General features: G+C 70.4%; 19 protein-coding genes. 9 read left to right on the plus strand and 10 right to left on the minus strand.

Features of this window, described 5'->3' with window-relative positions; translation table 11 throughout:
* Nucleotides 1-72 precede the first annotated feature (72 nt).
* The 8 genes from ABT294_RS05645 to ABT294_RS05680 all read right to left on the minus strand — a co-directional run bounded on the left by ABT294_RS05645 (nt 73) and on the right by ABT294_RS05680 (nt 6,356).
* On the minus strand, nt 73-348 hold the full coding sequence (locus ABT294_RS05645) for a hypothetical protein (protein WP_350803792.1): 276 nt from the start codon (nt 346-348) through the stop codon (nt 73-75).
* A gap of 65 nt (nt 349-413) precedes the next feature.
* Entirely contained in the window at nt 414-653 is a 240-nt protein-coding gene (locus tag ABT294_RS05650) for a hypothetical protein (RefSeq protein WP_350803793.1), read from the minus strand.
* Between the two features lie 65 nt (nt 654-718).
* Nucleotides 719-1,609, minus strand: coding sequence for a hypothetical protein (locus ABT294_RS05655; protein WP_350803794.1), 891 nt, complete (start codon nt 1,607-1,609; stop codon nt 719-721).
* Nucleotides 1,610-2,013: 404 nt separating this feature from the next.
* On the minus strand, nt 2,014-2,271 hold the full coding sequence (locus tag ABT294_RS05660) for a WhiB family transcriptional regulator (RefSeq protein ID WP_350803795.1): 258 nt from the start codon (nt 2,269-2,271) through the stop codon (nt 2,014-2,016).
* Between the two features lie 90 nt (nt 2,272-2,361).
* Nucleotides 2,362-3,003: a neutral zinc metallopeptidase gene (locus ABT294_RS05665; protein ID WP_350803797.1), complete on the minus strand. Its 642-nt coding sequence runs from the start codon at nt 3,001-3,003 to the stop codon at nt 2,362-2,364.
* A gap of 5 nt (nt 3,004-3,008) precedes the next feature.
* A complete protein-coding gene (locus ABT294_RS05670; protein ID WP_350803798.1) occupies nt 3,009-4,409 on the minus strand; it encodes a glutamate-cysteine ligase family protein in 1,401 nt (466 codons plus the stop codon).
* A 103-nt stretch (nt 4,410-4,512) separates the two neighbouring features.
* Nucleotides 4,513-5,145 carry a response regulator gene (locus ABT294_RS05675; protein ID WP_350803799.1) on the minus strand — a complete coding sequence of 211 codons (633 nt, stop codon included), beginning with the start codon at nt 5,143-5,145 and terminating at the stop codon, nt 4,513-4,515.
* Nucleotides 5,142-6,356, minus strand: coding sequence for an ATP-binding protein (locus tag ABT294_RS05680; protein ID WP_350803800.1), 1,215 nt, complete (start codon nt 6,354-6,356; stop codon nt 5,142-5,144). The genes ABT294_RS05675 and ABT294_RS05680 overlap by 4 nt, the downstream gene beginning before the upstream one ends.
* Before the next feature lie 113 nt (nt 6,357-6,469).
* Between ABT294_RS05680 and ABT294_RS05685 the strand changes: the two genes are divergently transcribed.
* From ABT294_RS05685 to ABT294_RS05720, 8 genes are all read left to right on the plus strand, one after another.
* On the plus strand, nt 6,470-8,050 hold the full coding sequence (locus ABT294_RS05685; protein WP_350803801.1) for a PspC domain-containing protein: 1,581 nt from the start codon (nt 6,470-6,472) through the stop codon (nt 8,048-8,050).
* On the plus strand, nt 8,040-8,243 hold the full coding sequence (locus ABT294_RS05690) for a hypothetical protein (RefSeq protein WP_350803802.1): 204 nt from the start codon (nt 8,040-8,042) through the stop codon (nt 8,241-8,243). The genes ABT294_RS05685 and ABT294_RS05690 overlap by 11 nt, the downstream gene beginning before the upstream one ends.
* A gap of 71 nt (nt 8,244-8,314) precedes the next feature.
* Nucleotides 8,315-8,797 (plus strand): (2Fe-2S)-binding protein, encoded by a 483-nt coding sequence (locus ABT294_RS05695; protein WP_350803803.1) that lies wholly within the window; start codon nt 8,315-8,317, stop codon nt 8,795-8,797.
* Nucleotides 8,794-11,124: a xanthine dehydrogenase family protein molybdopterin-binding subunit gene (locus tag ABT294_RS05700; protein WP_350803804.1), complete on the plus strand. Its 2,331-nt coding sequence runs from the start codon at nt 8,794-8,796 to the stop codon at nt 11,122-11,124. The genes ABT294_RS05695 and ABT294_RS05700 overlap by 4 nt, the downstream gene beginning before the upstream one ends.
* The gene (locus ABT294_RS05705; RefSeq protein ID WP_350803805.1) at nt 11,121-11,975 is read left to right on the plus strand and encodes an FAD binding domain-containing protein; all 855 of its coding nucleotides are present in this window, start codon (nt 11,121-11,123) and stop codon (nt 11,973-11,975) included. Before ABT294_RS05700 ends, ABT294_RS05705 begins: the two co-directional genes overlap by 4 nt.
* 76 nt (nt 11,976-12,051) lie before the next feature.
* Nucleotides 12,052-12,786: an SRPBCC family protein gene (locus ABT294_RS05710; protein ID WP_350803806.1), complete on the plus strand. Its 735-nt coding sequence runs from the start codon at nt 12,052-12,054 to the stop codon at nt 12,784-12,786.
* Between the two features lie 63 nt (nt 12,787-12,849).
* Nucleotides 12,850-15,483: a bifunctional glycosyltransferase/CDP-glycerol:glycerophosphate glycerophosphotransferase gene (locus ABT294_RS05715; RefSeq protein ID WP_350803807.1), complete on the plus strand. Its 2,634-nt coding sequence runs from the start codon at nt 12,850-12,852 to the stop codon at nt 15,481-15,483.
* Nucleotides 15,480-16,544, plus strand: coding sequence for a glycosyltransferase (locus tag ABT294_RS05720; RefSeq protein WP_350803809.1), 1,065 nt, complete (start codon nt 15,480-15,482; stop codon nt 16,542-16,544). The genes ABT294_RS05715 and ABT294_RS05720 overlap by 4 nt, the downstream gene beginning before the upstream one ends.
* A gap of 3 nt (nt 16,545-16,547) precedes the next feature.
* Here ABT294_RS05720 and speB read toward each other — a convergent pair whose 3' ends face one another.
* The gene (gene speB / locus ABT294_RS05725) at nt 16,548-17,561 is read right to left on the minus strand and encodes an agmatinase (RefSeq protein WP_350803810.1); all 1,014 of its coding nucleotides are present in this window, start codon (nt 17,559-17,561) and stop codon (nt 16,548-16,550) included.
* Between the two features lie 98 nt (nt 17,562-17,659).
* On the opposite strand from speB, the gene ABT294_RS05730 reads away from it, so the two are divergent.
* On the plus strand, nt 17,660-18,100 hold the full coding sequence (locus tag ABT294_RS05730) for a cupin domain-containing protein (RefSeq protein ID WP_350803811.1): 441 nt from the start codon (nt 17,660-17,662) through the stop codon (nt 18,098-18,100).
* A 57-nt stretch (nt 18,101-18,157) separates the two neighbouring features.
* Here the strand turns inward: ABT294_RS05730 and ABT294_RS05735 are convergent, their stop codons facing one another.
* The gene (locus tag ABT294_RS05735) at nt 18,158-19,204 is read right to left on the minus strand and encodes a sulfotransferase family protein (RefSeq protein ID WP_350803812.1); all 1,047 of its coding nucleotides are present in this window, start codon (nt 19,202-19,204) and stop codon (nt 18,158-18,160) included.
* Between the last annotated feature and the right edge of the window lie 8 nt (nt 19,205-19,212).

Genomic DNA, 19,212 nt, shown 5'->3' on the forward strand with positions numbered 1-19,212 from the left:
CGGCGCGCCTACAGCCATTTCACCGACGGCCACCCCAACCACAACCGCCTGCCAACGGAGGCCTCAACGACCTCAGAGGAACAGCTCCTCAGCGGAGTCGACGCTCAGCGCCCGCTGCAACCACATCTCCAACGTGTCGAGATCCAGACAACTCATAATCCGCGCCCGATCACCGTCACCCACGGAGACCCCCCGATACTCCAACACCCGCAGCACAGACCTGGCCTCGCCTCTCGCCTCACCCCTGACCTCACCCCTGGCTTCGCCCCTGGCCTCACCCCTGGCCTCACCCCTGGCGATCAGGCTCTGGGCGTACTCGCCCTGGTACAGGTAGGTCTCGGTGGCCATGAGCCGCTCCATCTCTTGCCAGCGACGGCGCCCACTCAACGTGAAAGGGCGCCGCCTCAACGACCTCAGAGGAACAGCTCCTCAGCGGAGTGGACCGACAGCGCCCGCTGCAACCACATCTCCAACGTGTCGAGATCCACGCAACTCATGATGCGCTCCCGATCACCGTCGGCCACGGAGATCCCCCGATACTCCAGCACCCGCAGCACAGACTTGGCTTCGCCTCTGGCTTCGCCGAGGATCTCGCCTCTGGCGATCAGGCTCTGGGCGTACTCGCCCTGGTACAGGTAGGTCTCAGTGGCCACGAGCCGCTCCATCTCTTGCCAGCGACGGCGCCCACTCAACGTGAAAGGGCGCCGCCTCAACGACCTCAGAGGAACAGCTCCTCAGCAGAGTCGACGCTCAGCGCCCGCTGCAACCACATCTCCAACGTGTCGAGATCCACGCAACTCATGATGCGCTTACGATCACTGTCAGCCACGGAGATCCCCCGATACTCCAGCACCCGCAGCACAGACTTGGCCTCGCCTCTCGCCTCACCCCTGGCTTCGCCTCTGGCTTCGCCGAGGATCTCGCCCCTGGCGATCAGGCTCTGGGCGTACTCGCCCTGGTACAGGTAGGTCTCAGTGGCCATGAGCCGCTCCATTTCCTTCTGCGCGTCGCCTGTCAGAGCCACGGTGACATATTCAGCGTACTGGCGGGCCTTGGCAGGATCGATGCTGTCCAATGCCTCCGTAAGGGTGGCCAGGATGGTGCTGATCTCCGGATGCTTGCTGTGGGTGATGGCCGAGATCGCAGACAGGCCGATGTTGCCCACGGCCTCGGCGACGTCGATGATGACGGGGGTGTTGTCGGGGCCGATCACCAGCGGTATCAGGATCAGCCCGGGGTGGCCGGTCCTGATGGCCTTCGCGGCCCACTTGGCCGTGGCCCGATCGGGGCAGATGACGACGAGGCAGACCTCGCACTTGTCGCGGGCCCGGAGGTTCGCCAGGTACGCAAGCCAGGTGAGATGCTTCTCGGGGTCCGGCTTGAGCTGAACCTCGGTGATGACCCCGAGTCGTGCCTCGCCGTCGCCGTAAAGGATGGCGGCGTCGGCCCGATAGACGGCGGGAACGCATTCGGACAGATCACACGAGACTACGCGTACCTGCGCTGTCGGGGAGATGGGCAGCTCGAACATGGTGCGCAGCATGTGCGCGGTCTGTTCGGTGTCGAGAGTGGTGATCCCAACCAGCCCCTCGTGAAGTGGCGTGACCATGACCGGGACATTACTCTACGCGATCTATCGGATACGGATAGTTTGCAGATCGCATATGGACGGCAGAGTTTCCTGGCCAAGACAGTGTTCGTGCTGATACGCGCGCACCGCCTCAGCGCGGGGCGGGCCGATGAGCCCGGCCCCCACACAGCACCTCAGCCCGGGACCTCGAACCCCACACCACCTCGGTGCGAGCCCCCAAGCCCCCCGCACAACGCCTCAGCGCGGATCCCAAACGTTCGCAGCGCCTCAGCCCGGGACCCCAAACCCCACGCAGCACCTCAGCGCGGAACCCAAACGTTCGCACAGCCCTTCGGCGCGGGACCCACCCCCCCACGCAGCGCCTCAGCGTGAGGGGCGCACCGGTGGTCCCGGACTCCCACGATGGTGGGGCCGGAGGACGGTCAGGTGGCGGCCGGGGTGCGCCAGCCTGCCGGGAAGCGGGTGCGGCGGCGTTCCGCCGGGGTCAGGCCGCCCCAGATGCCCTCGGCTTCACCGGCTCGTAAGGCGTACGCGCGGCACTCGGCGAGAACCTGGCAGGTCGCGCAGACGGCCTTGGCCCGGGCTTCCTGGACGGGACTGGGGGCGAGCGGGAAGAAGAGCTCAGGATCGCTGGACCTGCAGGCGCCCCCGCGCAGCCAGCCGATCTCTCCCAATGGCATGCGTCAACGCTACGACCAGCTCATGATCGACCGCATCATCCTCAGGGCTGACACGCACGTACACCCTCAGTGGATGTCAGCCCGTGCGTCTCAGCAGGCGCCGACGCTGTTGTTGTAGCCCGTGGCGAACGAGCGTTGGCGTTGCTGGGCGGTGCCGTGTGCGGCGGGGTTCAGCCAGTCGTCCGTGGGGTCTCCGGCGGCTTCGAGGTTGAGGAGGAGTTCGTCCTCGTCCCCTGGTTCGGCGCGGAGGGCGCCGGAGTTGATCAGTGCCGACAGCGTGCCGCCCGCGTAGCAGTCGGCCTGGAGCTCCTGCTGGACGTTCAGCTCGAAGCGGGATTCGAGCTGCGCCTGGACGGCGTGCCCCAGCTCGTGGGGGACGATCAGGTAGACGGACCCGTCACCCATCTCATTCCATAACGACTCCATCCAGTCCCGGTCGTAGGCGACGAAGTGTCCGAGCGGGCAGTAGAAGGCGTTGTTCGGCACGGCACGCTCGTTACCGCACCTCGGCCCAGAATCACCGGTATAGGGGATAAAAGCAGTGATAGGCCGATAGGTCAGTCCCTGCTGCTTGAACTGCTGCACCCAGAACTGCTCCGTGAGCTGCCGGGCCGCGATCACGTCGTCGTCGACGGTGTCGGCTCCCCGGACGTCCCTGGAGGGGGCGCGGGTGAGCCCGCAGGCCGTCAGCAGGAGCAGGAGCGCGAGTACCAGCGCCAGGGGTCGGCTCACGGGCTTCACACTTCCCACGTGTGGACGGGTTCATTCCCGTGCATACGCTCGATGTACTCCAGCGTCATGGCGCGCAGCGCCTCCTGCCGCTCGCCGCCGAGCGCGCGCACCTTGTCCACCTGCCACGTCGCCCCCGTACGGCCCGTCAGGCAGCGTCCCTCGATCACGCCGAGCAGGCGGTCGGCGACGGCTGTGTCCACGCCCCACCTGGCGAGCCCCTCGTGCGCCATCGGCAGCAGCCGCCGCAGCACCAGCTCCGCCGCCGGCACCTCGCCGACGCCCGGCCAGTACAGGCGGGCGTCGAGACCGTGCCGGGCGGCGGCGTTCAGGTTGTCCTCGGCGGCGGAGAAGGACATCTGGCTCCAGATCGGACGCTCGGCGTGCGGCAGGACGGCCATCAGACCGTAGTAGAAGGCGGCGTTGGCCAGGATGTCCACCACCGACGGCCCCGCGGGCAGCACCCGGTTCTCCACCCGCAGGTGCGGGCTCTCGTCGGCCACCGCGTACACCGGACGGTTCCAGCGGTAGATCGTGCCGTTGTGCAGGGTCAGCTCGTGCAGGTGCGGGACGCGTCCCTGCTCCAACTCCTCCCGCGGGTCCTCGTCCTCGCAGAGCGGCAGCAGCGCCGGGTAGTAGCGGACGTTCTCCTCGAACAGGTCGAAGACCGTGGTGATCCACCGCTCGCCGAACCAGACGCGCGGCCGCACTCCCTGGGCTTTCAGCTCGTCGGGACGGGTGTCGGTGGCCTGTTCGAACAGCGCGATCCTGGTCTCGCGGTGCAGTTCCCTGCCGAACAGGTAGGGCGAGTTGGCGGCGAGGGCCACCTGGGGTCCGGCGATGGTCTGGGCCGCGTTCCAGTGCGCGGCGAACTCCTCGGGGCTGACCTGGAGGTGCAGCTGGACGCTGGTGCAGGCCGCCTCGGGGGTGATGCTGTCGGCGTGCGTGTCGAGGCGTTCGACGCCCTCGATCGACAGGTGGAGGTCCTCGCCGCGGGCGGCGAAGATCTGCTCGTTGAGCAGCCGGTAGCGGGGGTTGGCCGACAGGGCGCCCTCGACGACGTCCTGCTCGCGCAGCGTGGGCAGGACGCCGATCAGGACGAGGTGGCCGCCCTGCGAGCGGGCCCGGTCCTCCGCGTGGTTGAGCCGGGCCCTGACGTCGTTCTCCAGTCTGAGCGCGCCGTCGCCGCCCAGCTCCTGCGGCTGGACGTTGATCTCGACGTTGAACTGGCCGAGTTCGGTGGCCCAGTCGGGGGCCGCGATGGCGGCGAGCACCTGGGCGTTGCGCATGGCGGGCCGGCCGTGCTCGTCCACGATGTTGAGCTCGATCTCCAGCCCGGCGACCGGCCGGTCGCGTTCGAAGCGCGACTCCCGGAGCATCTGGGCGAAAACGTCCAGACTTTGTCGCACTTTTTCCCGATATTTCCGGCGATCGTCCCTGCTGAACACGACGACTGGCACGTCCCGTCCCATATCCGAAATGTCGCACGTCAGGGACGGTTAGGCCAGAGCGTCAGACCAGGCGGCGGGCCGTGGCCCAGCGCGACAGCTCGTGCCGGTTGGACAGCTGGAGCTTGCGCAGCACCGACGACACGTGCGTCTCGACCGTCTTGACCGAGATGAACAGCTCCTTGGCGATCTCCTTGTACGCGTAACCGCGGGCGATCAGCCGGAGCACCTCCCGCTCGCGCTGGGTCAGCGAGTCGAGCTCGGGATCGATCGAGGGCGCCTCCGACGACGCGAACGCGTCGAGGACGAACCCGGCCAGCCTCGGCGAGAAGACCGCGTCGCCCTCGGCCACCCGGCGGATCGCGTCGGTCAGCTCCTTGCCGCTGATGTTCTTGGTCACGTAGCCGCGGGCGCCGCCGCGGATCACACCGATCACGTCCTCGGCCGCGTCGGAGACCGACAGCGCGAGGAAGCGCACCTGCGACCCGGCGCCGAGCACCCGGCGCAGCACCTCCTGGCCGCCGCCCCCGGGCATGTGCACGTCGAGCAGGACCACGTCAGGCTGGAGCTCGGCGATGGCCTTGACCGCGGTCTCGACGTCCTCGGCCTCGCCGACGACCTGGATCGACTCGCCCAGCTCGGCCCGGACGCCGGAGCGGAACAGCCGGTGGTCATCGACGATCAGGACCCTGGTCATGACTTCTCCACCTTCATCGTCAACATCACTTCCGTGCCCTCACCCGGCTCGGTGCGCACCCTGGCGGCGCCGCCGTGGCGTTCCATTCTGCCGATGATGGACTCCCTGATGCCCATCCGGTCGAGCGGCACCGCATCCAGGTCGAACCCCTTGCCACGATCTTTCACGAAAATCGTCACTTCTTCACCCTCCACCTCCGCATAGACGGAAATGGACGAGCTTCCAGAGTATTTGGCCGCGTTGACCATCGCCTGCCGGGACGCCTTCAACGTGGCGGCGAGCTTGCCCCCGGGGTCGAGCGCGATGTCACCCACGCAGACCACCTCGATCGGCACCCCGTGCGCGTCCTCCTCCTCGGCGGCGATCCTGCGCACGGCGGCGGCCAGCGTCGCGTCGGCGTCCTGGGCGGGCTGGTAGAGCCAGTTGCGCAGGTCGCGTTCCTGCGCGCGGGCCAGGCGGGCGACCTCGCGGGGGTCGTGCGCGACGCGCTGGATCAGCGTGAGGGTGTGCAGCACCGAGTCGTGCACCATCGCGGCCATCTCGGCCCGCTCCTCCTGCCTGATGCGCTCACGCCGTTCGAGCTGCAGCTCCTTCCACAGCCCGGCGAGCCACGGCGCGGCGATGACCGCGAGGCCGACGACCACGACCACCGTGAACATCAGCCCCTGGCCCGCCTCCCCCAGGTCAAGCTCGCCCTGCCCGGCCAGGAAGCCCACCGCGCCGACCACGACCAGGGCCACGCCGAGCAGCGTGCGCACCCGGTTCCCCCGGATGCTCTTGGTCGCGCCGCTGACCCAGTTCTTGCGGCGTTCCGGGTCGGCCTGCTGCCACAGGATGAGCGCGCCGATCCCACCCACCGCGAACGGCAGCAGCCCGATGCCGCCCTTGGAGGCACCGGTCAGCCAGCCGAAGGCCAGCAGCGCCATGCCGATGGCGCTGAAGGCGGCGAGCTGGCTCCAGTCACGCTGCGGCGGCTGCCCCTCGTACGGCCTGCGCGGCACGATCATCCAGAGCACCGCGTACACCACGATGCCGACGCCGTCGACCACGCTGAGCAGCACGAAGGCCAGCCTGATCACCACCGGATCGAGCTTGAGCTGCGCCGCCAGCCCCTGGGCGACGCCGCCGAGCAGGCGCCCCTCCATGGGACGCATCATCCGGTGGTAGGGCGCGTCGGGGCCTGGTTCGGCAAGAGTCTTCTGGTCAGCCATAACACCGTCATCGTCACACGTCGGGGACGAAATGGGCATCAGGGAATGACCCCCGGGTCGGGTCAGGGGTCTCCCGGATGCGGGCAACCGCCTCCCGGGTCCACGATGGACCCATGACAGAAGCGCCTCCGAAGCATCCGGCCGCACCACCCGACGTGCTGCGACGCAGCAACGAGGGGCGCTTCCTCATGGGCGTGTGCGCCGGGCTCGGCCGCTACACCGGGCTCGACCCGGTGGTCTTCCGCGTGGGCTTCGGCGTGCTCCTGTTCGGCTCCGGCATCGGGCTGTTCATGTACATCGCGGCTTTCCTGCTGATGAAGGAGCCGGACGGCAGGCCGGGCTACATCGAGCAGTGGACCAGGCGCGACTTCACCGGCGACACCGTGATGGCGCTGCTGACCGCGGTGCTCGCGTTCGGGCTCGTCGTCAACCTGGCGAACGTCTGGCTGGGGACGGGCACGCTGGTGGTCGGCGTGGTGCTGGCCGTGTCGCTGCTCGCCGCGCACGCCAACGGGGTGAACCTGCTCGCGCTGGCCCGTTCGATGCCCGAGCGGCTCAACCGCAGGCAGGGCGCGCAGCCGGTGGCGCCGTACAGGCAGGACTTCTCCAGCTTCCCCGGCCCGCCGCAGCCCACTTCCCCTGTCCGTCCCAGTCCGGTTCCCCGCCCGGAGCCGGCCCCCGCCCGCCGCCCGGAACCCGCCGCGGAGCAGAGGCCGGTGCCGGAACCGGCGGCGGAGCAGCCGGTGACCGCGGTCAACCCGGCCCTCGCCCCCGACGTCCCGCCGCAGGAGCGTCCGGCCGCCGAGACCGAACGGCCCGCCGGCGCGAGCGACACCCCGCCGTACCAGGGCAGGCGCGAGGAGACGCCTCGGGACCGAGGAGAGGTGTACGGGGAGCCGTACCAGGAGGCGCCGAGGTACCGGCCGCAGCCGAGGACCGTGGAGCACCCGGCCTACGGCGAGCCGTTCGCCCCGAAGGGCCCCTACCGGCCGCTGGACCCGCGCAGGCGGGAGGGCTACTCGCCCTACGACCCCACGCTGTACGGCAGGCCGATCCCCCCGCCAGTCCCCCGGCAGAAGCGTCCCAGGTCGTTCATCGGCGCCATCACCGTACTGCTGGCCATCATCATGGGAGTGATAGTCGTGGCGGTCCAAGCCAGGTCGGGCTCGGGTGTGAACCCGGCCCTCGTCGGGGGCGCCGTGCTCGTCACGATCGGCGCGGGTCTGCTGGTCGCGGCCTGGTGGGGGCGCGGCGCGGGGCTGGTGGCCACGGGCACGGTCGTGGCCCTGCTGGTGGCCCTGGGGCTGACGGTCGGCGGGGTGCCGAGGAGGATCGGCGACTCGGTCTGGCATCCGACGTCCGCCGCGGAGGCGAGCCGGAGGTACGACGTGGGCGTCGGCGACGGCAGGCTGGACCTGTCAGAGCTCCAGCTCACGCCCGGCGCGAGCCTGACGTTCAACGCGACGGTCTCGATCGGCCAGCTGGCCGTGATCGTGCCTCCCTCGGCGAGGGTCGAGGTGCACGCGTCCAACAAGGTCGGCGACATCAAGGTGGACCAGTCGCTCAGGGGCGGCGTGGACGTCAGCTTCGACAAGGTGCTCGAACCGGAGACCCGGCCGGAGGGCAAGGTCCCCACCATCGTGCTCAATCTCAGGGGCGGGGTCGGCGACATGGAGGTGCGGCGTGCCGCGTGAGGTCGACAGGCCGCGCAGTGTCCACAGGACCGACTGGATGGCCTTTCTCAGCGGCGCGCTGTTCGTCGTGCTCGGCATCCTGATCTTGACCGGGGCGCTCAAGGACCCGCTGGTCCTGGTCGCGCTGGTGGTGGTCGGGCTGGGTTTCGCGGGGCTCGTGGCGATCGTGGCGCGGGTGATCCGGGGTAAGTAACCCTTGACCGGGGGAAACACGAGCGTAGCTTGGCAACTGTCCGCATTTCCCCTGCTTTTGAGGGAGGACGTATGCCTCGAATCGCTGTCACCGTCGACGGAGTCACGTACGAGGAGGACGTCGAGCCGCGACTCCTTCTCGTCCATCTGCTGAGAGATCGGCTGGGCAAGACCGGCACCCCTGTGGGCTGCGACACCAGCAACTGCGGCGCCTGCACCGTGATGCTCGACGGCAAGAGCGTCAAGAGCTGCTCGGTCCTGGCCGTCCAGGCCGACGGCTGCGACATCGTCACCATCGAGGGCCTGGGCGCGAACGGCGCGATGCACCCGATGCAGCGGGCCTTCCACGAGGAGCACGCGCTGCAGTGCGGCTACTGCACGCCCGGCATGGTCATGGCCGCGATCGATCTGCTCAGAGACACCCCCGACCCGTCGGAGGAGGCGATCAGGCACGGCCTGGAGGGGAACCTGTGCAGGTGCACGGGCTACTGCAACATCGTCCGCGCGGTACGCAGGGGCGCCCAGGAGATGGGGCAGGCGGTGAGGGCACAATGACGACCGAGGTGGGCAGGGCGCGCAGACGCAAGGAGGACGCCCGCCTGCTGACCGGGCGCACCCGGTGGACCGACAACCTGCAGCAGCCGGGAACCCTGCACGTGATGTTCCTGCGCAGCCCGATGGCCCACGCCAGGATCGCCCGGGTGGACGTGTCCGCGGCGCGGGGCCTGCCCGGCGTGGTGGCGGCGTTCAGCGGCCAGGACTTCGCCGGGGAGCAGGGCAGCCTGCCGTGCGCGTGGCCGGTGAGCGAGGACATCGTCATCCCGGACCACCCGCCGATGGCGGTGTCGGAGGTGCGGTACGTGGGCGAGGCGGTCGCCTGCGTGGTCGCCACCGACCGCTACCGCGCGGCCGACGCCCTGGAGGCGATCGAGGTCGACTACGAGCCGCTGCCCGCCGTCCTCGACATGCACGACGCGCTGACCGAGGGCAGCCCGAAGGTGCACGACGCGGGCAACCAGGCGTTCTCCGTGAAGATCACGTCCGGCGATGTGGAGGGGGCCTTCCGCGACGCGCCCGTGGTGATCGACAGGACCTTCGTCCAGCAGCGGCTCATCCCGAGCGCGATGGAGCCCCGGGCGGTCATGGCCGTGACCGACGGCGACACGTTCACGCTCTGGTCGTCCACGCAGATCCCGCACGTGCTGCGGGTGATGCTGGCGGTGGTGACCGGCATCCCCGAGCACAAGCTCCGGGTGATCGCGCCCGACGTGGGCGGCGGGTTCGGCTCGAAGCTGCAGGTCACCGCGGAAGAGGTGCTGTGCCTGCTGCTCACCCGTCGGCTCGGCAGGCCGGTCAAGTGGACGGAGTCGCGCTCCGAGGGCAACCTGACCGTGCATCACGGCCGCGACCAGATCCAGCACGTCAGGCTGGCGGCCGAGGCAGACGGGCGGATCCGCGGCCTCCAGGTGGATCTGCTGGCCGACATGGGCGCCTACCTGATGCTGGTCACGCCGGGCGTGCCGATGCTCGGCGCGTCGATGTTCAACGCCATCTACAAGATGGACGCCTACGAGTTCGCCTGCACGGGTGTGTTCACCACCAAGATGCCGACCGACGCCTACCGGGGCGCGGGCCGTCCCGAGGCGACGTACGCCATCGAGCGGATCATGGACGAGCTGGCGGCCGAGCTGCAGGTCGATCCGCTGGAGGTGCGGCGGCGCAACTGGATCAGGCACGAGGAGTTCCCCTACACCACGATCTCCGGGCTGACCTACGACTCGGGCAACTACGAGGCGGCGACGGACCGGGCGATGGCGCTGTTCGGCTACGACAAGCTGCGCGCCGAGCAGGCCGACCGGCGCGACAGGGGCGACGCGGTGCAGCTCGGCATCGGGGTGAGCACGTACACCGAGATGTGCGGGCTGGCTCCGTCCAGGCTGCTGGGCATGGCGAAGTACGGCGCGGGGGGCTGGGAGCACGGCTCGGTGCGGATGCTGCCCACCGGCAAGGTCGAGGTGATCACCGGCACCTCGCCGCACGGGCAGGGCCACGTGACGGCGTGGAGCCAGATCGCGGCCGACGCGCTGGGCGTGCCGTTCGAGGACGTCTCGGTGATCCACGGCGACACCGCGATCGCGCACAAGGGCATGGACACCTACGGTTCGCGCTCGCTGGTCATCGGCGGCGTCGCGGTGCTCAAGGCGTGCGAGAAGGTCCGCGACAAGGCCCGGACGCTGGCCGCGCACGTGCTGGAGTGCTCGCCCGACGATCTGGAGTTCGCCGAGGGCGCGTTCAAGGTGCGGGGCACCGAGGCGCAGCAGACCATCCAGGAGCTGGCCTACGCCGCGTTCACCGCGCACGACCTGCCCGACGGGGTGGAGCCGCGGCTGGACTCCGATGCCACGTTCGACCCCGACAACTACTCCTTCCCGCACGGCACCCACCTGTGCGCGGTGGAGGTCGACACCGAGACGGGCATGGCGAAGATCCGCTCCTATGTGGCGGTCGACGACGTGGGCAAGGTGGTCAACCCGCTGATCGTCGAGGGCCAGGTGCACGGCGGCATCGCCCAGGGGGTGGCGCAGGCGCTGTTCGAGGAGGCCGTCTACGACGCCGAGGGCAACCTGCTCACCGCCACGATGGCCGACTATCTGCTGCCGTCGGCGGCGGACCTGCCGACCTTCGTGACCGACAGGACCGAGACCCCCGCCACCAGCAACCCGCTCGGGGTCAAGGGCGTGGGCGAGGCGGGCACGATCGCCTCCACCCCGGCGGTCGTCAACGCCGTCGTGGACGCGTTGCGCCCGTACGGCATCCACGACGTCCAGATGCCGTGCACTCCCGAGCGCGTCTGGCGGGCACTGGAAGGAGCACGGCGATGATCCCGGCACAGTTCGACTACGTCCGCCCCGCCTCGCTCGCCGAGGCGTGCAGGGCGCTGGCCTCGGACGAGGACGCGAAGGTGCTCGCGGGCGGGCAGTCGCTGCTGCCGTTGCTGCGGCTGCGGCTCGCGTACCCGTCCGCGCTGGTGGACGTGGCCAGGCTGCCCGAGCTGGCGGGCGTGCACGACCGCGGCGACCACGTGTTCGTCGGCGCGATGGCGACGCACGACGAGGTGCTGCGGTCGGGCGTGGTCAACGCCGACTGCCCGTTGCTGTCGCTGGCCGTGGCCACCGTGGCCGACCCGGCGGTGCGGCACCGCGGCACGGTCGGCGGTTCGCTGGCGCACGCGGACCCGGCGGGCGACCTGCCCGCGGTGGTGCTGGCGCTGGACGGCGTCTTCGTGGCCAGGTCGGAGGAGGGCGAGCGGGAGATCCCGGTGGCCGAGTTCTTCGTCGACTACTGGGAGTCGGCTCTGCGTCCGGGCGAGGTCCTGGTCGGGGTGAAGATCCCCAAGCTCGGCCCCGGCTGGGGCTTCCACTACGAGAAGTTCCATCGGACGGCGCAGTCCTGGGCGATCGTCGGGGTGGCGGCGGCGGTCAGGCGGTCCGATGGCGCGATCCAGGAGGCCAGGATCGGGCTGACCAACATGGGGGCGACACCGGTGCGGGCCCGGGCGGCGGAGGCCGCGTTGCGCGGCGTCGAGGTGGGCGAGCAGGTCAGGCAGGCGTGCGAGGAGGCGGACGACGGCACCACGCCGCCCGCCGACCTGCACGCGCAGCCCGACTATCGCCGGCATCTGGCCAGGGTGCTGACCCATCGCGCGGTCCTCGCGGCCGCCGGATCTCCCTGACCCGGTCCGGGGCGCCCCTTCCTGGGCGCCCCTGCACCGACTTAGTGTCGTAGACATCGGGAAAAGGAGCGGATCGATGGCGATGCGGTTCGAGCACGAGTTCACAGTCCCGGTTCCGGTCGAGCAGGCCTGGGCGGTGCTGCTCGACGTCGAGCGGATCGCGCCCTGCCTGCCCGGGGCGACGCTCGACATCTTCGAGGGCGACGAGTTCACGGGCAGGATGAAGGTCAAGGTCGGGCCGATCACCGTCACCTACCGAGGCTCCGCCAGGTTCGAGGACGTCGACAAGGACGCGCACACGCTCACGATCGCGGCCGCGGGCAAGGAGTCCAGGGGGTCCGGCACGGCTTCGGCGACTGTCAGGGCGAAACTGACGCCGGGCGACGGGTCGACGGCGGTCGCGGTGGAGACGTCGTTCACCGTGACGGGACGTCCAGCGCAGTTCGGGAGGGGGGTGATGGCCGAGGTCGGGGCGAAGCTGATCGACAGGTTCGCGGCCAACCTGGCCGAGTTGCTGGCCGAGCTGGCCCCGACGGCGGTGGTGGAGCCCGCGCCGGCGGCTGCGGTGGTCGCCGCGCCGGTGGCGGAGCCCGTGCCCGTGGCGGCGTCGGAGGAGCGGCACCTGACCGCGGTGCCTTCGGAGGACGTGCGGCCCGCGGGCACGCTGCGCACCTCGCTGACGCCCGACGAGGAGGCCCTGGACCTGCTGGAGGTCGCGGGGGCGCCGCTGCTGAAGCGGCTGGCCCCGGTCGCGGCGGCGCTGGCCGGGCTGCTGCTGCTCGGCTGGCTGATCCGACGGCTTATGCGCTGATTTTCCAGCAAAAACACCCCCAAGTACGGACACACTCCCCTGAGCTGGGGGAATGCCCTACGCATGTCGGACTGCACCGTTGTCGTGATCACCTACAACGACGCGGCCCGTCTGCCGAGGGCCGTGCGCTCCGTGCTCGACCAGACGCTGCGCGACCTGGACGTCGTCATCGTCGACGACGCGAGCACCGACGGGACCGACCAGGTGGCCGCCGAGCTGGTCAGGGACGACCCCCGCGTGCGCTACCTGCGCAGACAGTGCAACAGCGGCGGCTGCGGCGCGCCGCGGAACGACGGGCTCGACACGGTGTCCTCGCCGTACGTGATGTTCCTCGACAGCGACGACGAGCTGCCGAGGCACACCTGCAAGAGCCTGGTGGCCGAGATCGAGCGGACCGGCGCGGAGTTCGTCTCGGGCCAGATCTCCCGCCTGTACGAGTGGAGCGGACGGCAGAACCGCTACTACCCGTCGCTGTTCGCCCGGCGGCGGGTGGTGTGCGGCATCAGGGAGGAACCCGACCTGTTCCTCGACTCCTTCAGCACCAACAAGCTCTACGACACACGATTCCTGCGCGACAGGGCGCTGCGCTTCCCCGAGGACATCCACTACGAGGACCACGTCTTCGCCAGCGAGCTGTACGCCGTCGCGCGCCGGTTCGCGGTCGTGCCGTGGGTCGTCTACCTCTGGCACCGGGCGCGCGACTCGGCGTCTATCTCGCTCAGCATCGGCGAGATGCGGAACGTCCAGCACCGGGTGGAGGCGGCCAGGAGGAGCGACGCCCTGCTGCGCGCGCACGGCGCGGCCGACCTGGTGCCCGCGCGCCAGTACCGCTTCCTTCAGCAAGACCTGCGGGTCTACCTCAACCCGCTGCCCTCCCGCGACCGGGAGTGGACGCGCGAGTTCGCCGCGACGGTCAGGCCGTACCTGGAGCGGACGGCGTCCGAGGTGTTCGCGCGGGTCGAGCCGATGATCCGGGTCTGCTGCCGGCTCATCCTGGACGACCGGATCGACGACCTGCGGGTGGCCGCCGCCTCACTGACGGAGCCGTACGCCCCGCCGCGCGCCGCCGTCCAGCGTGACGGGCGGACGTACTGGGGCACCACGGTCACCTCCGGCACGGACATCACCAGGCTGCGGATGGCCGAGCTGCCCTACACCGCGACCCGCCTGCGGCACGAGGTGACGCGGATCGCCTCCAACGGCAGGCAGGTCAGGATGACCGTCCGCACCTACGACCCGTTCGGGGCGCTCCCCATCGACTGGACCGCCTTCCTGCAGCACGGCGACGAGCGCGTCCCGATCAGGCCGGAGGCGTCGGGCGACGGCGGGTACGTCAGCGAGATCACCTTCACGCCGACGGCCCCGGGGGACCCCTGCATCGGCTTCACCAGGGCGTCCGACGGGCACACCACCACCGACCGGCTGCTGGTGGACCCGAACCTGCGCCCGATCGAGCTGCCGGGCGTCATGGTGAAGGCCGAGGGCAAGGCGGCGTTCCTGCGGGTGCGGGCGCGCCTGTGCGGTCGGTCGATCCTGCGCGCGGTCAGGCGCAGGCTGCTGCGGAGGTTCAGCACCCCGGCGATGAAGCTGCGCTTCTACAAGGCGCTTATCGGAGTGCTGCCCCCGCGCCGCTACCTGGCCCTGTTCGAGGCGGACGTCGGCAAGGGCTACACCGGCAGCCCGCGGGCGATCTACGAGGAGCTGCGGCGGCGCGGCCTGCCCGTCGAGGTGGTGTGGTCGGTGGCGCGCGGCCGCGGGAACTTCCCGGCCAACGCCCGCCTGGTGCGCAGGGGCTCCTGGCGTTACGTCTGGACGATGGCCCGCGCGGGCATCTGGGTCGACAGCCACGGCTTCCCGCTCGACTACCCGAAGCCGCCCGGCACCCGCTACCTGCAGACCTGGCACGGGCAGGGGATCAAGTCCGTCGGCTTCGACGCGCCCGACCTGCGCGCCGACTTCGACAGGCCGCGCGAGCAGTGGCGCGCGGCAGTGGCCCGCTGGGACGCGCTGGTCGCGCCGAGCGAGGAGTTCACCCGGGTCTTCCTGCCGTCGAACGGCTACACGGGCCGGATCTTCCGCTGCGGCACGCCGCGCTGCGACGTCCTGGTACACGGGCTGGACGTGCGGGGCGTGCGGGAACGGCTGGAGATCCCGCCGGGGCGGAAGATCCTGCTCTACGCGCCCACCTACCGGGACCGGGCCAAGAGCAGCGGCCAGTCGGTGCGGGTGGACCTGGAGCTGATGGCCGAGGAACTGGCCGGCGAATGGGTGCTGGTCCTGCGCACGCACCCGGTGGAACGGTTCACGATCCCCCAGCACCTGCGGCACTTCGTCAGGCCCGCCGCCACCTACCCCGAGATCAACGAGCTCATGCTGGCCTCCGACGCGCTGCTCACCGACTACTCGTCCGTGATGTGCGACTACGCGCTGACCGGCAAGCCGATGCTGTTCTACGTGGACGACTGGGAGGAGTACCGCCTGGCCGAGCGCGGCGTCTACCACGACCTGCCGTCGATCGCCCCCGGCCCCTGTCTGACCACGACCTGGGAGCTGATCGACACCCTGCGCCTGCTGCCCGCCGTGCACGCGTCCTACGCCGGCCGGTACGCCGCCTTCCGCGCGATGTGGTGCGCGGACGAGCGCGGCGACGCGGCGGCCCGCGTGGTGGACGCGTTCTTCGCGGAGAGCGCTCGGTGAGCGTGCTGTTCGCCTGCATGGACGCCGACACCCTCGGGGGCGTCCAGCAGGTGACGCACACCCTGGCGCAGGGCCTGGCCGAGCGCGGGCACGAGGTCCACGTGGTCGGACTGCACCGGGCCGCCGCGCCGTTCCGCTACGTCGAGGCCCCCCGCTACCTGCACCACGTGGTCAGCCGCGACCCGCTGGGACCGCAGGGACGGCTGGCCCGCTGGCGCGCCGACCGCCGCCTGGCCGCGCTGCTCGCGTCGATGCCGCCGGGCTACGCCGTCCTCACCTCGCCGGGCGTGGTGGCCAGGGTCGCCGGGCTGCTGCCCGGCACGCTGCTGCGGATCGGTCAGTACCACGGCTCGTTCGAGCACGCCCGCGGCTCCTGGCACCTCGCCTCCATCGCCCGGCACTACCCCGGCCTCGACCAGGCCGTCTTCCTGAGCGACGACGACGCGTGGCGCTTCTCCGAGCACGCGCTGCTGCCCAACGCCTGGACGCTGCCGAACCCGCTGTCGGGCTGGCCCGGCCAGGTGTCGCCGCTCACGGCGCCGCGCGTCCTCGGTGTCGGACGGCTGGAGGGGGTCAAGCGGTTCGACCGGCTGATCAGCGCCTTCGCCAGGGCGGCCCCGCCCGAGCCCTGGGAGCTGCACCTGATCGGCGACGGCGCGGAGCTGGAGCGGCTGCGGGCGCACGCCGCCCGCGAGGGCGTCGCCGGCCGGGTCGCCTTCAGAGGCCGGATGCCCGCCGCCGAGCTGCCCGCCGCCTACCTGGACGCCTCGATCGTGGGGCTGACCAGCGAGCACGAAGGGCTGCCCGTGGTGCTGCTCGAAGCGGCCGCCCACGGCGTGCCGGCGGTGGTGTTCGACGTGTCGGGCGGGGTCCGCTCGGTGGCTCCGGTGCTCGTCCCGCCCGGGGACGTGGACGCGTTCGGCCGGGCACTGGCCCGCCTCATCGCCTCCCCGCGGGAGCGCCGGCGCCTGGGCGCCGCCGCTCGGGCCCGGGCCGAGGACTTCCGCCTCGACCGCGTCCTGGACCGCTGGGAACTGCTCTTCGCCCACCTGGCGCGCTAGCGGTCAACGGCCGTCCAGGAGCGGCCGCCGGGGGTCCCAGGTCGTGCCGTCCCGTTCGTCGCGGCGTCTGCGGGCGATCGCCGACAGCGCTTCCAGCACCACGCGGTTCGCCAGGGCGGCGGTGATGTCCGCGTGGTCGTACGGCGGGCTGACCTCGACCACGTCCACGCCCACCACCGGCAGCTCCAGGCAGATCCGGCGGACGGCGTCGAGCAGTTGGCGGGCCGTCAGTCCACCCGGCTCGGGCGTGCCTGTGCCGGGGGCGTGGCCGGGGTCGCAGACGTCGATGTCGACCGAGAGGAACACGCCGTCGCAGTCGTCAGTGGCGATGGCGAACGCTTCGGTGAGGCATTCGGTCAGGCCGCGCTCGACGATCTCGGTCATCTCGTAGGAGCGCATGCGCTGCTCGGCCATCCACTTCAGGACGTCCGGCCCTGGCCAGTAGCCGCGCAGGCCGACCTGTAGGAATCTGTCACCACGCAACGCGCCGGACTCGATCAACCGGCGCATCGGCTGCCCGTGTCCCCACAGCGAGCCGAACTCGATGTCGCCGGTGTCCGCGTGCGCGTCGAAGTGGATCATCGAGATCCGGCCGTGGCCGAGGACGCTCGCCACGCCCGCGGCGTCCGCGAAGGTGATCGCGTGGTCACCGCCGAGGATCACCGGGATCGCCCCGGCCTCGACCACCTTGGCGACCTCGGCCCGGAGGCCGGCAAGGGACTTCACCACGTCCCCGGAGAACATCTCGACGTCGCCGGCGTCGTACACCTTGAGGTCCTTCAGGCCGTCGGTGCGCAGTGCCAGGCTGGGCCTCGAACCGTCGTGCCCCAGGTAGTCCGTCGATCGGATGGCCTGCGGCCCGAACCGGGTTCCCGGCCGGTGCGAGGTGCCGCCGTCGAACGGGGCGCCGACGATCACGATGTCGGCGTCCGCATAGGACGCGGGGTCGGTCAGATCGCAGCTGGGGACGCCGAGGAAGGTGAAGTCAGGGCCGTACTGTGCTCCATATCGCGCCATTTGCACAGCTTAGCCGTCCTGCACTTGATCAACCGGACCACAGTCCGGTAGCTTCGACACGCCCGAACAATCGGACCGTAGTCCAGTTAGGAGTGGTCGTGTTCAAGCTTGCCGTCGCCGCTGCGGCGCTCGCCTTCGTGACGTCAGGACCCGTGGCCGTGGCGGACTCGGCCCAGCCGCAGGATCGAGTCGTCCACAAGGACGCAGGAAGGCACGGGACGCCCTGCGAGGGCCTGCCCGGCTGCACGTTCGTCCAGCTGAAGGGCGACCCCGAGACGGGGCCTTCCGAAGCGATGTTCACCCTCAAGGCGGGCACCCCGTTCGCCCCGCACTGGCACACCAGCCCCGAGCATGTCGTCGGCGTCTCGGGGACGATGCTGTGGAACGTCAAGGGCCACAAGACCTACAAGGTCGGCCGGGGCGACTTCCTGTACTACCCGTCCAAGGCGGTCCATTGGGGCCGGTGCGCGAAGGGCGCCGACTGCGTCTACTACGTGTACGACTCCGAGCCGTACGACTTCCACCCGGCTGAACGCTAGGAGACGGCCCTTCGGGTTCGGTGCCGGACCACACCCGAAGGCCCTCACCCCGTACGTCTAGGCGTGGCCGGCCAGCTCCGGCGACTCGACGCGCTGCTGCGGGATGCCCGCCAGCGCCCGCTGCTCCGAGGTGAGCAGCGCGGCCACCGGCCCCGGCTCGCGCAGCCGGTTGAGCCTGTCGCGCATGTTCTTGCGCTTGCGGCTGGCACGCCGCTTCTGCATCGTCCGCTGCAGCTTCGCCATGTGCACCTTGGACGGCGCCGGAGCGCCGCTGAGCTCGTAGCCGTTGGCCCGCAGACGCTCGCCGAGCGCGGCCTCGCAGACCGAGATCTCCCAGCTCTCCAGCCGGTTGGCCCAGCTGCCCACCCTCGCGCGGGTGACGTCACCGTGCGTGTTGCTGTGCCAGACCTTGTGCAGCGGGACGGCGTCGGTGGCGGCCTCGCGCGGGGAGACCATCGCCGGGTCGAAGTCCTCCTCCAGGAAGTGGCAGAGCTTCTTCAGCTCGGTCTCCGGGTCGTCGGTGAGCTCCTCGTAGCGCAGCTCGTAGTAGGTGTCCTCGGGCAGCGACCGCCTGAGCTTGTTGCCCGCGTCGATGGCCTCGGCCCAGGTGGAGATCGCGTGGTAGGAGTTCAGCGTGTACCACGGCATCTCCTTCAGCGAGGAGACGCAGTCGCGGCCGTCCCTGATCAGGTGCACGAACTGGGCGTCGGGGAAGAGCCTGAGCAGCATGTCGACCTGCTTGACGTAGCTGGGCCGCTTGTCGCCCCAGCGGGCCTTGCCGAAGCGGTCGGCGTACATGCGGAACGCCGTGCCGATGACCGAGCCCAGCGAGCCGGGGCCGTCCACGACCTGCTGGATGTAGTCGGCCGCCTCGATCTTGAGCTCGCGGAACTTGGTGGTGCGGTCGCCCGAGATCCATTCCGCCAGCGTCCGGCGGCGCTGGGGATCGCGCAGGTCCCCGTACTCGCGGCGGCCGTAGTAGACGGGCACCAGGAAGCGCGTCTCAGGCGTCACCGCCAGGCGCGGGTGCGAGTGGAGCATGAGCTGGAGCATCGTGGTGCCGGAGCGCGGACAGCCGACGACGAACACTGGCCTGTCGGACATTTTCTTAC

It is taken from the genome of Nonomuraea sp. NPDC000554 (genome assembly GCF_040300065.1).
GTDB lineage: Bacteria > Actinomycetota > Actinomycetes > Streptosporangiales > Streptosporangiaceae > Nonomuraea.

Coding starts and splice junctions, on each gene's coding strand:
- ABT294_RS05645 (WP_350803792.1), bottom strand. CDS start 348: ATGGCCACCGAGACCTACCTGTACCAGGGCGAGTACGCCCAGAGCCTG.
- ABT294_RS05655 (WP_350803794.1), bottom strand. CDS start 1,609: ATGGTCACGCCACTTCACGAGGGGCTGGTTGGGATCACCACTCTCGAC.
- ABT294_RS05660 (WP_350803795.1), bottom strand. CDS start 2,271: ATGCCATTGGGAGAGATCGGCTGGCTGCGCGGGGGCGCCTGCAGGTCC.
- ABT294_RS05675 (WP_350803799.1), bottom strand. CDS start 5,145: ATGACCAGGGTCCTGATCGTCGATGACCACCGGCTGTTCCGCTCCGGC.
- ABT294_RS05680 (WP_350803800.1), bottom strand. CDS start 6,356: ATGGCTGACCAGAAGACTCTTGCCGAACCAGGCCCCGACGCGCCCTAC.
- ABT294_RS05685 (WP_350803801.1), top strand. CDS start 6,470: ATGACAGAAGCGCCTCCGAAGCATCCGGCCGCACCACCCGACGTGCTG.
- ABT294_RS05695 (WP_350803803.1), top strand. CDS start 8,315: ATGCCTCGAATCGCTGTCACCGTCGACGGAGTCACGTACGAGGAGGAC.
- ABT294_RS05700 (WP_350803804.1), top strand. CDS start 8,794: ATGACGACCGAGGTGGGCAGGGCGCGCAGACGCAAGGAGGACGCCCGC.
- ABT294_RS05705 (WP_350803805.1), top strand. CDS start 11,121: ATGATCCCGGCACAGTTCGACTACGTCCGCCCCGCCTCGCTCGCCGAG.
- ABT294_RS05710 (WP_350803806.1), top strand. CDS start 12,052: ATGGCGATGCGGTTCGAGCACGAGTTCACAGTCCCGGTTCCGGTCGAG.
- ABT294_RS05715 (WP_350803807.1), top strand. CDS start 12,850: ATGTCGGACTGCACCGTTGTCGTGATCACCTACAACGACGCGGCCCGT.
- speB (WP_350803810.1), bottom strand. CDS start 17,561: ATGGCGCGATATGGAGCACAGTACGGCCCTGACTTCACCTTCCTCGGC.
- ABT294_RS05735 (WP_350803812.1), bottom strand. CDS start 19,204: ATGTCCGACAGGCCAGTGTTCGTCGTCGGCTGTCCGCGCTCCGGCACC.